15 protein-coding genes and 1 pseudogene are annotated in these 14,398 nt (G+C 66.3%); 10 read left to right on the top strand and 6 right to left on the bottom strand.

Annotation, left to right across the window (positions count from 1 at the left end; genetic code table 11):
- A partial coding sequence (locus KUM38_RS07185; RefSeq protein WP_374227042.1) for an ISL3 family transposase occupies window positions 1-1,460 on the bottom strand: 1,460 nt, incomplete at its 3' end.
- Between KUM38_RS07185 and KUM38_RS07180 the strand changes: the two genes are divergently transcribed.
- The 5 genes from KUM38_RS07180 (at window position 1,385) to KUM38_RS07155 (ending at window position 6,159) form a co-directional block, all read left to right on the top strand.
- Window positions 1,385-2,320: a transposase gene (locus tag KUM38_RS07180; protein ID WP_374227041.1), complete on the top strand. Its 936-nt coding sequence runs from the start codon at window positions 1,385-1,387 to the stop codon at window positions 2,318-2,320. The genes KUM38_RS07185 and KUM38_RS07180 overlap by 76 nt on opposite strands.
- Window positions 2,321-3,199: 879 nt before the next feature.
- The gene (locus KUM38_RS07170; protein WP_217128425.1) at window positions 3,200-3,460 is read left to right on the top strand and encodes a hypothetical protein; all 261 of its coding nucleotides are present in this window, start codon (window positions 3,200-3,202) and stop codon (window positions 3,458-3,460) included.
- A gap of 767 nt (window positions 3,461-4,227) precedes the next feature.
- A complete protein-coding gene (locus KUM38_RS07165; RefSeq protein WP_217128424.1) occupies window positions 4,228-4,644 on the top strand; it encodes a hypothetical protein in 417 nt (138 codons plus the stop codon).
- Between the two features lie 73 nt (window positions 4,645-4,717).
- Window positions 4,718-5,152, top strand: a complete 435-nt coding sequence (locus KUM38_RS07160; protein WP_217128423.1) for a hypothetical protein — start codon at window positions 4,718-4,720, stop codon at window positions 5,150-5,152.
- A gap of 224 nt (window positions 5,153-5,376) precedes the next feature.
- Window positions 5,377-6,159: an SAM-dependent methyltransferase gene (locus tag KUM38_RS07155; protein WP_254396813.1), complete on the top strand. Its 783-nt coding sequence runs from the start codon at window positions 5,377-5,379 to the stop codon at window positions 6,157-6,159.
- A gap of 1 nt (window position 6,160) precedes the next feature.
- Here KUM38_RS07155 and KUM38_RS07150 read toward each other — a convergent pair whose 3' ends face one another.
- Together KUM38_RS07150 and KUM38_RS07145 are read right to left on the bottom strand one after the other, a co-directional pair.
- On the bottom strand, window positions 6,161-7,093 hold the full coding sequence (locus KUM38_RS07150; protein ID WP_217128422.1) for a helix-turn-helix transcriptional regulator: 933 nt from the start codon (window positions 7,091-7,093) through the stop codon (window positions 6,161-6,163).
- An 86-nt stretch (window positions 7,094-7,179) separates the two neighbouring features.
- Window positions 7,180-7,419 carry a DUF397 domain-containing protein gene (locus tag KUM38_RS07145; protein ID WP_217128427.1) on the bottom strand — a complete coding sequence of 80 codons (240 nt, stop codon included), beginning with the start codon at window positions 7,417-7,419 and terminating at the stop codon, window positions 7,180-7,182.
- A gap of 305 nt (window positions 7,420-7,724) precedes the next feature.
- Between KUM38_RS07145 and KUM38_RS43525 the strand changes: the two genes are divergently transcribed.
- Together KUM38_RS43525 and KUM38_RS07140 are read left to right on the top strand one after the other, a co-directional pair.
- Window positions 7,725-8,117: an ATP-binding protein gene (locus KUM38_RS43525; RefSeq protein WP_366815762.1), complete on the top strand. Its 393-nt coding sequence runs from the start codon at window positions 7,725-7,727 to the stop codon at window positions 8,115-8,117.
- 72 nt (window positions 8,118-8,189) lie between these two features.
- Complete coding sequence (locus KUM38_RS07140) at window positions 8,190-8,555, top strand: hypothetical protein (protein WP_254396812.1); 366 nt, start codon at window positions 8,190-8,192, stop codon at window positions 8,553-8,555.
- 108 nt (window positions 8,556-8,663) lie between these two features.
- Here KUM38_RS07140 and KUM38_RS07135 read toward each other — a convergent pair whose 3' ends face one another.
- Together KUM38_RS07135 and KUM38_RS07130 are read right to left on the bottom strand one after the other, a co-directional pair.
- Entirely contained in the window at window positions 8,664-9,164 is a 501-nt protein-coding gene (locus KUM38_RS07135; RefSeq protein WP_217128421.1) for a lamin tail domain-containing protein, read from the bottom strand.
- A 375-nt stretch (window positions 9,165-9,539) separates the two neighbouring features.
- The gene (locus KUM38_RS07130) at window positions 9,540-10,199 is read right to left on the bottom strand and encodes an HNH endonuclease family protein (protein ID WP_217128420.1); all 660 of its coding nucleotides are present in this window, start codon (window positions 10,197-10,199) and stop codon (window positions 9,540-9,542) included.
- A 61-nt stretch (window positions 10,200-10,260) separates the two neighbouring features.
- Here KUM38_RS07130 and KUM38_RS41635 point away from each other — a divergent pair, with 61 nt between their 5' ends.
- Window positions 10,261-10,686, top strand: coding sequence for a DUF6207 family protein (locus tag KUM38_RS41635; RefSeq protein ID WP_254396811.1), 426 nt, complete (start codon window positions 10,261-10,263; stop codon window positions 10,684-10,686).
- 457 nt (window positions 10,687-11,143) lie between these two features.
- Complete coding sequence (locus KUM38_RS07120; protein WP_217128419.1) at window positions 11,144-11,803, top strand: hypothetical protein; 660 nt, start codon at window positions 11,144-11,146, stop codon at window positions 11,801-11,803.
- Window positions 11,804-11,878: 75 nt separating this feature from the next.
- Here the strand turns inward: KUM38_RS07120 and KUM38_RS07115 are convergent, their stop codons facing one another.
- Window positions 11,879-13,993 carry a hypothetical protein gene (locus KUM38_RS07115; protein ID WP_217128418.1) on the bottom strand — a complete coding sequence of 705 codons (2,115 nt, stop codon included), beginning with the start codon at window positions 13,991-13,993 and terminating at the stop codon, window positions 11,879-11,881.
- 219 nt (window positions 13,994-14,212) lie between these two features.
- Here KUM38_RS07115 and KUM38_RS41630 point away from each other — a divergent pair.
- Window positions 14,213-14,299: pseudogene (locus KUM38_RS41630) on the top strand (IS6 family transposase); the annotation flags it as partial.
- Window positions 14,300-14,398 lie beyond the last annotated feature (99 nt).

Genomic DNA, 14,398 nt, shown 5'->3' with positions numbered 1-14,398 from the left:
GTGATACGTCCTTCGTTGACGCCGGAGTTGTAGGGGGTGGTGATGCCCTGGGCGACGGCGTGCTGATCTTCACGGAAGGCTCCGGCGAGGCCGGCGAGAGGGGCCAGGCCGCTGAGTGAGAGGTCGTTCAGCCAGCCGGTGAGGGGTGTTGCGTCATGGTTGTCGAGCATGACGGCGAAACGGCGGACCAGGTCGTGAGTTTGTCTGAGTTCAGGGCAGTGGTCGAGGAGCCGGGGCAGACGGTCGTTGACGTGCGGGTTGCGTCGGTGCGGGTGGGTGGTGATCCAGCGGGCGGCTTCACGCGGGGAGGGCGGTCGCTCGCGTGGTTCGTCCAGGGGCAGGCCCCGTCTGAGGGGTGCGACGGCCATCTTCACGCGCTGGTAGTGGCCGGGGTAGCCCTTGGTTTGGAGTTCCTCGTGCAGGATCTTCGCGCTGTGTTGTCCCTCGTCCCAACGTTGTTGCAGGTAGTCGAGATAGGGGTCCAGGGTGGAGGGCTTTCGGGGCGTGCGGCGCATCACCTCCTGCCAGGTGTGGGCCCGGGCGTATTTGCCGACCGTGCGGCGATCCAGGCCGAGTGCGCGGGCCACGGAGCTGTGGCTCCGGCCGGTGCGGGTCAGGGCCTGAACGGCCTCGAACAGTCGGCGGGCGTGTCGTGCGGCCCGGGTGTCCTCCGCGGTCTTCCCGACGGTCTCCTCGGCCGGTGCGGGACCCCTTTCGCCGGTCGGGGGTAGTGCCGCAGGCAGGCAGTCGCGGTGGGCGGAAGCGATGTCCTGGACGCGGCGGGAGAGGCCCTGCCAGAGATGGAAGCGGTCGCTGACCTGCACCGCATCGGGGGCGCCGCCCGTGATGCCCTGCCGGTAGGTGAGGGAGCCGTCGCGGCAGGCGACCTCGACACCGGGGTGATTACGGAGCCACCGGCTGAGCTGGTCGGCATCGCGTCCCTCCCAGAGGGTGAGCGGGAGCCGAGTGGTGGCGTCGACCACGAGGGTGCCGTAGGTGTCGCCGTAGAGCGCGAAGTCGTCCACCCCCAACACCCGGGGTGTCACCAGCGGCGGAAGAGGCACCCGCATCAGCTGGGATAGGACCGTGCACCGCGAGAGCCGGATGTTCAAGATCCGCAGCATCCGGGCACCACCCCGGCCCGCCAGCACCACCCCGACGTCCTCCACCAGGTCTTGCAGGAGCGGGGTCCGTCGCTGGTAGCGCACGGTCAGGCCCGCCACCTGCTCGGCGAAGGTCACCTTCGGACAGGACGGGTTCTCGCAGTACAGGCGGCGAACGGACAAGTCGATGTGCACCGGCCGGCCCCCGAGACAGACGTCGGAGAGACGGCGTACGTAGCGGCTGTGACACCACTCGCTGAGCCGGCCGCATCCCGTACATCGTGCGAGAACCCCGGACCTCGTACGGGCGCGAACCGCCACACCAGCATCAGAGACATCAACCGATACGACCAGCACATCGGCCAACTGCGGTAACAACCTGGCCAATTCAACAGAGCACAGCCACAGGCTGCCCGCTATGGGGAACGGCCGACCGTGCCACCGAGATGATCTACGGCTACGAAATTCTTGCCAGAGCCAGAGAAAAGCCCGTACGCCGACAGCGCGGGCGGCAGACCCTCATCCGCTGTGATTCCGCCGGCGGTACCCACGACTTCGTGTCCTGGCTCGCGAAGCGCGGACGCTGGCTGTCCTACTCGGTCGGCATGGTGATCACCGAGACCATCCACAGCCATGTCCTCAAGATCCCGGCACCGGCCTGGACCCCGGCCATCGAAACGGACGGAGAGGTCCGCGACGGCGCCTGGGTCGCCGAACTCACCGGCGACCTGCTCGCGGGCTGGCCGAAGGGCATGCGGCTGATCGTCCGCAAGGAACGACCGCATCCCGGTGCTCAGTTGAGGATCACCGACGCGGACGGCATGCGGATCACCTGCTTCGCCACCAACACCCCCCACCGGCCGATCGCCGAGCTCGAGCTCCGCCACCGTCTGCGGGCCCGGGCCGAAGACCGCATCCGGGCCGCCCGCGCGACCGGACTGCGCAACCTGCCCCTGCACCACACCGCCCAGAACAAGATCTGGCTGGAGATCGTCCAGATCGCGCTCGACCTGCTGGCCTGGATGCCCATGCTCGCCCTGACCGGCCCGGCCCGGCTCTTCGAGCCCCGCCGGCTGCGATTCCGCCTGTTCTCCGCGGCCGGCCAGCTCGTCACCACCGGCCGGCGCCGCATCCTCCGCCTTGCCCGCCACTGGCCCTGGAGCCATGAGATCACCGGCGCCCTTGAACGGCTCGCACTCCTGCCCAACCCCGGCTGACCAGCGAATTCGCCTGTCCCTACGAGAAGAGGACCCAGCCCGGAGTAGTGGAACCCGGCGCCCACCCGAGGCGGCACTCGGCCCCTCGGAATGCCCGCCATCAGCCACCGAAAGCGAAACGGTCCACCGACTCCGTCGGCGGACCGTCATGCAAGATCGAGGCTAATGCCGGGGTCATGGGCAATCCGTCGGACAGGCTGGCCAGCATCGACGAGAGCGAGCACCTTGCGCCGGAACTCAGCCGGGTGACTACGGGGCACTGAAGTCTCCTTGAGTGCCTTCAGCATCATCTGTCCAGCAAGGTGACTCCACCAGACCCGGAGCACATCAGAGCCCCAACCAGAACCGGAACGGTTCAGGCAACATGAGTGACGTCGATCAGACCGGCATCGTCCAGGTGGTCCCGGAAACCGGCTCTTGACCAGATGGGAAACCGGCGGCGGGCGGTCGACTTCAAGCTGCCGAAGCAGGCGGCGAGGCTCGACTCGCGGCGCTGGGCACTCCTCGTGGCTGGGCAGCAGCAGGCCTTCTTCGTTTTCATCACGCCCGAAATACGCAGCCTCAGATTCACCCGATCGAGTACTTTTCAGAGGTTCGAATAACCATGTACTCCCACCACGCCAAGCCATCCGGGACGCTTCTTTGCCCTTTTATATGCAAGAGTTGATAACTCTAGACCCTGTCTGATCGTTTTCCACTTTCGATGGCGTTTCAAGGTGCCAACCAACCGGTCTTCGTTCCGTTTTCACGGCGACACGATGACGTGCGTGCCCTGGGAGGCGGGCTATAGCGTTCCCGGACATGAGTCAGGGCCCCTGTGAGAGAGGGGCCCTGACGAGTGAACCACTGTCCGACTCACGCCAGTTGAGGAGACCGAACATGATTCAGGTACGCCGATTGCTCGCGAAGGTGCTTCCGGCGTCGACCGAAACTAGCATTCCGCTGGTTTTCACGGCGCAAACCCACTCGATGAGTTTTCTGGCCGTCAAGCTGCGCTGGGGGGCGGCGCTGATGACGACGCTCAGTGCGGTGACGGCCGTCCACGGTCCGGTCGTGCCCGAGAAGGTGTGGTGGGGGCTGCTGCTGGGGGCTCTCACGGACGGCTCGGTGGTCAGCTACCAGCGCTTCCGTCGCCGTTGACGTAATCGGGCTGGGGTGGGGCTGCTTGCCGGCTGTCCCACCCCGCTTCGGAGGCACAGGTCAGTCCTGGGGCGGAGACAGGCAGGAGTTTCCGCCCCAGGGACGCCATGGATTCAGCGGATGGGCCAGAAAAGATGAAGCAGGATGGAAGTCGCACCGGACACGGTGATCGCTACGAGTACAGCACGTGCGCGTTCGCGCAATGCGGGCGGCGGTTCCGGCGTGTGAAGCGGCCTGGTCGTCCTCGTCGCTACTGCCAGGACGCCTGTCGCCGCCGTGCGCAGCGGGTACGCAGCCGGCGAAGCGGCGGGGAGCCAGTGGTGGTGTACTCGCCGCGATGGGGGCCTGGGGTGGCGCAGCGGGTGCAGGCGCTGGCGACGGAGCTGGTGGAGGCGGAGGGCAGAAAGAGTGATCTCAGGGAACTTGTCGGGCTCGCCGCGGCGGTGAGCGCTGAAGTCTCTCATTACGTCGGGGCAGCTGTGCACGACGCTCGTTCTCAGGGCGCCAGTTGGGGCCAGGTCGCCGAGTTGGCACAGGTCAGTGAAGCTACGGCGCGTGCGAGGTGGGGGCCCAAGGCGCTGCGGCGGCAGATGAGGCGCCGCGCGCGGCAGGCCATCGCACCGGCTGTCCTTCCTGCGGAGGCAACTGCGGTTCCCGGTCCGTTGGAGCACCGCAGGCGTCTTGGGGCGGCGATCTCTTTTCTGCTGCGGGCGCGAGGTTGTGCGGTTCAGGAAGTGGCGCAGAGGGCCGGTGTGTCACCGTCGTGCGTGTCCCGGCTGCTGGCTGGGCAGCGGGTACCGGACTGGCCGGTGGTATTCACCGTCGTGACGGCGGCCGACGGGCGGCCGGAGGAGTTTCGGCTCTTGTGGGAGTGGGCGCGGGGACACCGGCAGCCGTCCCGGCGCTCGGCGACTGCTGCGCTTGGCCGTTTCCATGGTGCTCTGCTGGGACTGTTGTGGGCCACCGGGCAGACCAGCGGTCGCAGCACGAGCAGTGGCACGCTGTCTGCAGTGCTGAGTGGGGAGCTGGTGCCTGACTGGGCGATGACGCATCAGATTGTGCTGCAGTTGGGTGGCGACCCTGAGCAGGTGCGGCCGCTGTGGGAGGACGTTCAGTACTCGTTCCTGCTGGCGCATGACTTCTTTCCGGTGCAAGGGGCGCGCGGTGCCGGGGACTTGGTCTGACGTGGCTTCGGGTGGCCGGGGCTGGCGCGAGTCGTGTCCACTGCGGTGGCAGGGGCTGTCTGAGATTCGTTCGGTGCCGGGTGTTGCCGTGGTGGCACCCGGCGGTCGGCCGGAGGTAGAGATCGGGATGCCTCCTGCTTTCGCTGCCTTCTGTCTTTCGCGTCTCGAGATCTACAACCGCTACGTGGCTTTGCGGGTCGGGGATGAGATGAAGGCGCGGATACTGGTTGGCGCTGCCTTTGGAGACTTGGCGATGAACTGGGCGGAGGCGTTGGAGAGCCCTTCTCCGTCCGCGTTGGCCTGGCGACTGCTCGTCGCCCGGACCAACCGGGTGGCCGTCTCTCGGTGCCTGGAGCTCTACCGTGTCCTGTCCTCATCTCAGGCAGACGCTGTGCTGCTGCGCTACCGGCTGGGGCTGCCGGAGGCAAAAGCAGCCGACGTCATGGGGCGGCAGCCGGAGGATTTCGGTTGTCTGCTGAGGTCCGCAGTGCGCAGCTTTGCAGCGTGAGGGCAAGCTGCTGCGGTAGTGCGCCCGCGTGCACCAGTGATCCGGGTTCCCTCGTCAGTGACGATCTTGCTGGGTTTCACTCCTGCGGGGCATCCGGAAAGAGCAGGTGGGGTGGATAGTGTGGTGCATAACTCCTAACATGGCCGTCTACTTGACGCGCAATTGCACGGGCGGTCCTGTGCGAGGGCGCGGCTGCGAGCTACGGCATGCGGGGGCACGCGTAGATGATCGATGTCAGGCAAGCGAGTGACGCGCGCATCCATAACTTTTTGTTGGGCGGCAGTGACCACTACGAGGCCGACCGCGCAGCCGCTCGACGCCTGGTCGATCTAACCCCTAATGTCGGGATTCTTGCCCGCATCAGCCGCCAGTTCCTGGTGCGTGCGGTGCGCTATCTCGCCGGCGAGCGCAGGATCAGCCAGTTCTTCGATCACGGATGTGGTCTGCCTACCCGCGATAACGTGCACGAGATTGCCCGTCGCGTCAACAAGGCTGCTCGAGTGGTGTATATCGACAACGATCCGGTGGTGCTGGCGCATGCGCGGATGATGCTGGCGGGAGAGCACACGCTGATCCTCGACTCGGACATGATGGACAGCACGTTCGTCTGCTCACGCAGCGAAGAGGCCGGCTTCCTCGATGGCGGAGCTCCGGCCGCTGTGCTGTTCGTGTCTGCTTTGCACTGCGTTTCCGATGATCAGGCCCCTTTGCAGCGTCTGAGAGCCTTGGTTGACAGGCTGCCGTCGGGCAGCTGCCTCGTCTTAAGCGATCTGGCCAGTGACAGTGCTGTCTTACGTGAGGACGCCTCCGTTCTGATGCAGGAGCTGACCGGTCATGAGTGGGCCAGGGTGCGGTCACCTGCCGAGATGGACCGGTTTTTCGAGGGACTGGAGCCGATAGGGGGGCCCATCGGTGATGTGGCCTGCTGGCGCCCTGGGGCCGGCCTCAAGCTCCGTTCGGCCGATCGGATGCTGATGGCTTACGGCGGTGTGGCCCGTAAGCCATAGGTCAGTCGGAAAGCCGTTGGATGTAGTGCTGAAGGAGCTCGAGGGTCTCGTCGCGGGTGGTTGCCTTGGACCACAGTACGGTCAGGGCCAGCCGGTATCGGTCGATGTCTTCGGGGTTGGTGACGTAGCTGCCGCCGTTGCGGACTTCCAGATACACCATGTCTTCCTCCCGGTCAGCTGGGAAGGAGAGGTACGTGATGGAGGGAGCTGGAGCCATCGCTTCATCGCCGGCGCTGAAGGGCAGGACGCGGATGTGGATCCGCTCTGCGTTCTCTTCAAGGCTGTAGAGCTCGCGTAGTTGTTGCCGCATCACAGAGGCGCCGCCCACTGGTCTCGCCAGGACTGCCTCGTCGACCAGCGCGTAGAAGTAGGGCGCGCTGGCCTCGTTCAACAGGGCCCGGCGCCCCTGGCGTACTTTGACGGCCCGTTCAATCCGCCTTTGCTTCTTCTCAGGGTCTGTCAAGGATGCGTCTGGAAAGGCTCGTTGCATGATGGCCTGCGAGTAGGCCGGGGTCTGCAGCAGGCCCGGGACGTACTGCACCTCATAGGTGCGGATCTCCTCGGCGAAGCTCTCCACGCTAATCAGCCGTTCCAGCCAGCCGGGGATGGCGTCGCGGAACTCTTCCCACCACTGGGCGTCATGTGAGCGTGTGACCAGCTTGACGAGTGCGTCCAGTTCGCTGTCCTTGGTGACCCCGTAGAACCGGGCCAGGCTGACGACTTTCTCGGCCTTCAGCGGGGTGGTGCCGTTCTCGATGCGGCTGAGCGTGGGCGCAGAACCGACCAGACCCGCCTTCACGACGTCCACCAGCCGCAGTCCCTGCTCCTTACGCAGCCGGCGCAGGTGGGCACCCACCACCCTTCCCGCGCCGACAGGAAGACTGCTCGGATCCTCTCCGTCCCCGACAGCCGACAGGACCTGACCGCCCGACACCCAGACTCCTTGGTCACCCGTAGTTCACCATGAGGGCCCCAGAGTGGGACTGCGCACGGGCGATCGCAAGCCTGCAGCGTCGAGATTCAGTCGATCAAGCCGTCGAACTCGCCCTGTTTCGCGCCGATGAGCATCGCCTCGATTTCCGAACGTGTGAACACCAACGCCGGCCCCGCGGGGAATCGCGAGTTGCGCAGAGCTGCATCACCGTTCGGCAGGGCTGCAAATTCTACACAGTTGCCGCCCTCTGGGTTGCTCGCCGAGCTTTTCACCCACCGCACACCTGAGATGGCGTGGGCTGACACTCCGTTTTCGTAGCCTGTCAACTGCGGTCCTTCCGTTGTCGTCTCATTGCGCTCCCACACGCCCGGCTCCGCGCAGGCCGATATCAGCCCACAGGCCGAGACACAGCAGGCCGTGAAATTTCACAAGCGTGTGGAAACGAGTAGATCTTAGAGGGGTTTTTTCATGCATGCCGTCCCTCGAAAGGGTGTTCCCTTTTGTGTGATCATCGGATAACTGGAGGTGAGTGGCGGTGCCGCAGCCGAGTGGCCTGCAGTTTGCGAGCTTGGCCGGATCAGCATGGGTAGCGCACTCTGGCGAACCACAGGCGCTGGACTGGGGCCTGGCCATGGGGATTTCCTTCAACAACTTCGCCGCCGCCAAGATCCATGCAAGCAGGGAAGGGCTCGCCCGAACCCGGGCGTTCACCCGAAGCTGTCTGCGACAGTGGGACCTGGAGGCGGTCAATAGCGACGTGATCGCCGTGGTGGGTGAGCTCACAGCCAACGCGGTCCGTCACGGTCTCTCCGCGGAGGCCGATCCCTGGCTGGCACTGGCCACCTCGCCACGGTCTGTCATGTGCATCGCGTGGGATCCCAGCCCGGAATTGCCCGAACCACGAACGGCTGGCCTCATGGATCCAGACGGGAGAGGACTGACCGTTGTAGCCGGCCTATCCGCTCTGTGGGGGTGGAGCCGGGAAGGCGCCGGCAAAGCAGTTTGGGCTCACGTACCCATCTGATCATTCCAAGAGGCGCTGTCACGTTGTTGGGTGTTCATGTGGACTGCGGTCGCACGGGCGACCACTTGGCGCGTGATGGGCGATCTGGGCCAGGCTGCGGCGCAGCCTTCGAAGACGCCTTTGGCCTTGGACTGCGTCAACTGGTCCCTCTACCTGGACCTGGCGGATGTACGCGCCGAGCAGGGCGACTTCGCCGCAGCCGCACGCCTCGCCGCACAGGGCCTGGAACACGAACCGCACGAAATCTCCCTGCGCGCGGCAGCCGCCGCCTACCGCACACGCCTGTCCGGCTCGTCCGACGACCTGAGGACCCTGATCGCCCTGGCGCCGGAGCTCGCGAACACCACCTACCGGAACCTGCTGACCGACTACGCGTGTGCGGGGCCGAAGCTGCCCCGCAGGCTCGTGGCCAAGGCTCACCGCATCCGCAACACCTGAAGACCACCCCGCCCTGGAAACCAGGCACAGGTACATAAGGCCGGAAGCGGCAGGCGGCGTCCCACCCGTGGGCCGGGGGGACGCCGCCGTGCAGTGGTGGCTGCTGGGTCAGCCGTGGTAGTTGATGTAGCCGTTGCCGTCGCGGTCGTTGGCAGTCTTGGTGTAGGAGTGCACGTCCGCGCGGGCGCCGCCCGGCTTGTAGAAGTAGATGGTGTCCTTGTCGTTGTTCCAGATGAAGTTGCAGTTCTGGCGGTAGACGACGTTCTTGGCGTCGGAGTCGGTGCCGCGGCCGCCGCGCAGTTTGATGTAGTCGCCGGGCTGCAGGGTGTGGCTCTTGGTGAAGGTGAAGGTGTTGCCGGCGGCGTCCTTGACCTTGTAGCCCTTCAGGTTCACGTTCGCCGTCTTCGAGTAGTTCTTGATCGTCAGGTACTCGTCCTTGGTGTTGCCACCAGAGCACTTGTTGGAGTCCCGGCCCGGGGCGTCGTACTGGACACCCTTGATCTTCAGCGCCGAGGAGTACTCGGCGGCCTGCGCCGGTGCGGCGGTGAGGCTGAGCACGCCGGCGGCGGCCACGGCCGCGGCGACGGGCAGGGTACGGCTGATGCGCATGCGGGTTCCCCCCTGATGGTGCCTATGGAGCATCGGGGAGCATACCGAACCTGCGACCATCACATGGTCAAATGGTGAAGTAAATGTGAAGGCGGGACAGTGTGGGTTGGTCGTTGAGAGGAGCGGGGCCTGGTGGAGGGCCAGGTGCGGCTGAGCTGAGGGTCTGCCCGGCGGACGGACTTCCGTCGCGGGACCACCGGGTATGTGCCGCACTCCCAGAGGAGATTGCCACGGTCCGCCGGACGCTCCACCACACCCCGACCGAGTGAAGCGGGCCGTCGACAGCCATGCCGCCGCAGAGACGGCCGACCTGTATGCGCTGGCCTGGCGGCAAGCAGCAGGAGCTCCGCCCGACTGTTCTGGGTGGCCAAGGGGTTATGGGGCCGGCTCGTAGGTCACGGTTTGGTCGGGGCAGCCGGCCGCCACCTCGTTCAGGGCGGTCACTTCGGCTTCGTCGGCCGTAAGGCTCCAGCGGAGCTTGGTGGCCACCCACTCCGCGACGTACCGGCAGTGCACCCCGGCCGCCGGCGGCAGCCACTCGGCAGGATCCTGATCGGCCTTCGACCGGTTCGAGCGAGCAGTGACGGCCACCAGGCTGGCGTCGGCGCCCTGGTCGTTGGCGTACGCCTCACGACGCTGCGCCGACCACGCCGAGGCCCCGCTGTCCCAGGCCTCGGCGAGCGGGCCCATGTGGTCGATGTCCAGATTGGAAGCCGACGTCACCCACACCTGGTCGTAGTACGACCACCAGCGCCCGCCCGACAGCCGGCAGCCGGGCCCGACCACAGGGGGCTCGACCGCCTCGGCAAGCAGGACCTCCGCGCGGGTGTTGCACCCGTCGGCCGGATCGTCCCCGGTGTTCCAGTGGCGGAAGGCCTCCCGGCTGTAGCCGTCGCGGGACTCGGTATCCACCGGCAGACGGGTGACGGCCTCGGCCAGCGGCAGCGACTCCGCCGCATGAGCGGGCGCAGGGACCGTGAGGGGCAGGACGGCGAGGGAGGCGGCGGCCAGGCCGCGCAGCACAGAGGTGAGCATGAGCCGTTGATAACGGCCCCTGAGGGGGCGCTCTCAGGCGTTCCTCGAGTGCGCCGCCCGTATGGACGCAATGGTCGTACCGGAACCGGGCGGCACGGCCTCCCGGAACACCCCCTCGAGCACGTCCGTGCACCCCGGCTACTGGAAGAGGAGCAAGCTGATCAAACCTCGTACGATCAGGCTGCGGGAAGTCAGCACGCGCACCCCGCCGTACCCGGTCCGGGTGGCGCCGGCCGGACGCGAGAACTCCAGCGAGCGCTGGAGCGTCGTGCCGGGTATGAGGCCGATCAACGACACGCACGTGGCGGAGCCGGGACTCGCGGTGGTGGAGGTCGCGGCCGCCGACGACGAGACCGCGTTCGCCGTCCAGGAACTGCTCGCCACACGGTGCGCGGTCGCCGCGGCGGATCGTACGATCCACGAGCCGGGCGAGCCGGGTGTACGGCTGCGCTGCTACCTGGACCTACGACAGCAGCCCGACGCGTGATTCATGAAGGCGGGGTCGTCTTTCTCATGCTGGGTCACAGCAGACCGGACAGCATCCGGGTTCTTGGCGGAAGGATCCGGCGTGATGTGGGCACTGCCGGAGCGCTCCCGGGGGCTGTGAAGGCCCGGGACGCTGGCGTCAACTGGGTTGCGATGCCGTGCCTGCTGATCTTTGGCGCGGCGGCGGAGCGGATCGCCACCGCGCTCGGCACCGAATGCGCTCGGCGAGAAGGGCGAACGGGACCGCATTCGTGGTGCGACGGCTCGTCGACCGCGGCTTGCTGGCCGACTTGAGCACGCACCCGGACGGAACGCTGCACCGCCCGGTCAGGCCGAACAGGTCTGCCAGCGCAAGCACACGGCGGGCCGACACCCTGCCCAGATCGGAGCAGGCCGCGCCATCCGTAAAGGTCCGCCGCCAGTAGTACCTATACCGGCAGGCCGATAGCCTGACCGGCATGAGTGACGGCATTGCATGGATAGGCGCACACCATCACACCCCTTCGTCCAGCGTGCCGGGCATGCTCGGCGGCATCTCGCTGACTCTGGCCCGAGGCGTGGAGGCGGACGAGTTCCTCATCAACCTAGGTGCCGACCTCGACGAGCTGGCCGGGCGCACCCCGTGCAGGGAGCTGCGCGCACCGGCCGGGCAGCCGGGCCGGCCCTCCCCCCACCTCAACCGCGTCATGTACGGCACGTGCGGTGAGTGGACGTATGTGCTGGAAGACTGGGGCATGGCAACCTGGGCGACCGGTTACCAGGGCAAGGTCGAGTCGATGCTTCCCTGCGAGGGCGAGGAGATTCTCTGCCTGACCGCCAACCGTTTCAGCCCTCCGTCCCTGATCATCCATGCGTCCGACGCATGCGCGTACCGGGCTGACTTCGGCAGCGACACCGGGCAGGGTTCTGCCCTTGATGCCGCCCTTGGCGCAGCGGGCGCGGTGTTTCCGTCGATGCCTGAGGCCAGTGAGGCGGAAGTCGTCGCGTACTTCGAGGAGCATGGCGAGCGCCTACCCGAGCTGGTGTTCACCGCCGTGGGGGCCTATACGGGCGTGGCCGTCGACCAGGACGCCGTGAGCGCCGGTGACCTTCCCGGCGTCCTCATTGCCCCGGCCTGACCGTCTGCCGCGCGCATGAGGCCGGCCCCCACCCTGATCGCAGGGTGGGGGCCGATGCCGTTGAGGTCAGGGATGTTACTCCGCAGCCAGCTTGCAGATCACCGGCTGACCGCCGCCGATACCGTACGTGCAGGTACCGCCGTCATCCATCCGCGTGTCCAGCCAGTACGCATCCTTGTCCATGATCCGCATGTCCCGCATGAACGTCGCGAAGTGGTTGCCCATGGATTCCTGGTTGTGCATGCCGGAGATTGCCGACCGGCCGCACACCTCGCTGAACGTAGGGTCGGTGCCGTTCTGGGAGAACAGGTGAATTAGGCTGCCGTGTTTCTTGGCGTAGGTGCCGATACACGCTGCCCCCGTCGGCGTGGTCCCGCCCGGGAGCAGGGCGGGGTTCAGGCCACCCTCAGCGGACGACATGCCGCCGCTGTTGTAGGAGGAAGCGAACGCGAACTCGTCACAGTTCAGCGCGTCGGCAGCGTCCACCAGGGCGGAGGCGTCTCCGTTCGCCGCGGCCCAGCCGGTGGGGCAGATTCGGTTACGGCTGCGGGAGTTCTGCGCACTGTCGCCCATGTAGTACAGGGGCTTTTGATCGGCCATCGAACCCGGGTGCTTGGGGGTGGCCTTCTGGATCAGCCACGCGTGCGCCGCGGCCTGCGGGAAAGCCTTGGCGTTGAAGATGTAGGTCGGCGCATGGTTGACGAACACACAGCCCGTACCCGGCCCGGCGTCGGTGGTGTCGCACCGGATCTGGTCGAGATCCTCCGTGCCGCTGTCGTAGTCCAAGGACCACTGGTAGCCGGTCATGAGCGGGCGGATCCTTGCGTCCGCAGGCAGAATGTTCGCGTCGATCTTCACATCCGGCTTGTACAGGTACGTCTTCCCGGAAACCGAGGCGTCCCACGTATACGAGGTGGTCAGCGACGCGGAATGCATCTCGCCCGGCACCCACCACGTCTTGCCCTTCCACGCACTGGCATCGGGCTCATGCGGCGTACACGACCCCTGACACTCGTGCTCCACACCCACGAAGTTGATTTCGCGGAATGCGGGAGGAATCTGCTGCGCGGGCTCGATCGTCAGGTGCTCGGTGAAGCTGTTCTGCCCGTCAAGCTGAAGCATCCGCAGGAACATGAAATGAGCAGTGGCCTGGATCTTGCCGTCCCAGCGGATGTAGAGCGGCACCGACCTGACGTCGCACTCGGTGAACCGGGTAGCGAGGATGCTTTCGAAGTCGGTATTACACCACTCCACCCCGGCCGTGGCCGCCGCACCCGCGGCCTTCGCCCCGCTCTTGGGCGCCTTGCCCTTGGCGACCGGTGTCGACTTGCCGAAGCACACCTGACGGCCGTCCGTGTCCGCCTCGCCGCACTGTTCCACCGCCAGCCTCGACGAGCGCGCAGACAGCGACGCACCATCCGAATCCAACGGCTTGGTCTGGTAGTAGTTCGGCGGCGTGTTCAGCGACGTCGGATCGGGGGCGTTGTAGTCGGGCGTCGGCAGCGTCAGGTCAACCGGCAGCTCGATACGGAACTTCGCCCACGGCGACCACGACGTTTCGTATAGGGAGCCGTCGAACGCCGACGTGTGGAAGACGTAGTTCGTGTTCAATGCCAGTTTGCCTGCTGGCACATCCACCGTGACCGTCGTCCCTGACGCCACGTAAGGGGAGACGATGACACCCCACTCGTTGTCGGCGATGCTCACCTTCTTCAGTGGCGTGCCTGCCGCATCCGCGGTCCACACCTCAAAGGTCAGCGTCGCCTTGTCGCCATCCGCGTCGGTCACCTTGTTCTTGAGCTGGACCTTCTGCGACGTCACCCGCTGGAACCCATCGGGCGCGGTACTCCGCGAGAGAGGGGCAGCCGTTGGGCTCTTCCCCGACACCGGCCGCGCCCCGGCAGCAGCCGCACGAGTAACCTTCTCCGGCCCGGCAGCGGGCCGGGTCGAGGGAGCGGCGTTGGGGTCGGGCTGGGCGGCCGGAGCCGTCTCGGCCGCACCGGCCACACCGCCGGTACTGAACAGCAGGATGACCGCCGCACCAGCGGCTATCCGCGAGAGAGTGCTTCTCCTTCTGGTTCTTAACCGTCCGAGCAAAACATGTCCCTTCTGGCCCTGCCCTTCCTCGCGGGCGGGGCATTGCTGGATGTGTCGCGCCGCTCCTTTCCTACGCGGCATGATCATCGCCAAGCAACACGCCCATTCTGGACGGTTTGCCTTTAACTGGAGCTAACGGAAGTGATCTGAAGCACGTTTGTATGGAGCGAGGTGAGAACCCGTGGAGCGGCAGCGTCTCCGGGATGAAATCGCCTCGATGCCTGGCGAAAAGTGGCTTCGGGACGGCGTTGTCACGTTGGCTGACCGGTCTGGGATGATCTTGGGGTTGGCTGTGCCGGGGAGGGTTCGCTCGTGTCGTCCGCGTCGCCGTCGTACAAGGGCCACCGGTATCCGGTCGAGGTCATCTCCCCCTGCGTGTGGCTGTACCACCGCTTCCCGCGGCGTTGTCACGTTGTTGGGTGTGTGGGCGTCTGACGGTGTGTCGAGGTGTGGTGGGGCCAGGTTCCGGGCCGGTGCTCAGGCCGTGGCAGGTCGGTC

Source organism: Streptomyces sp. AC558_RSS880 (assembly GCF_019049255.1).
Lineage (GTDB): Bacteria > Actinomycetota > Actinomycetes > Streptomycetales > Streptomycetaceae > Streptomyces.
The sequence above is the reverse complement of the archived record's forward strand: the minus strand, read 5'-3'. Positions and strand labels throughout refer to the sequence as shown.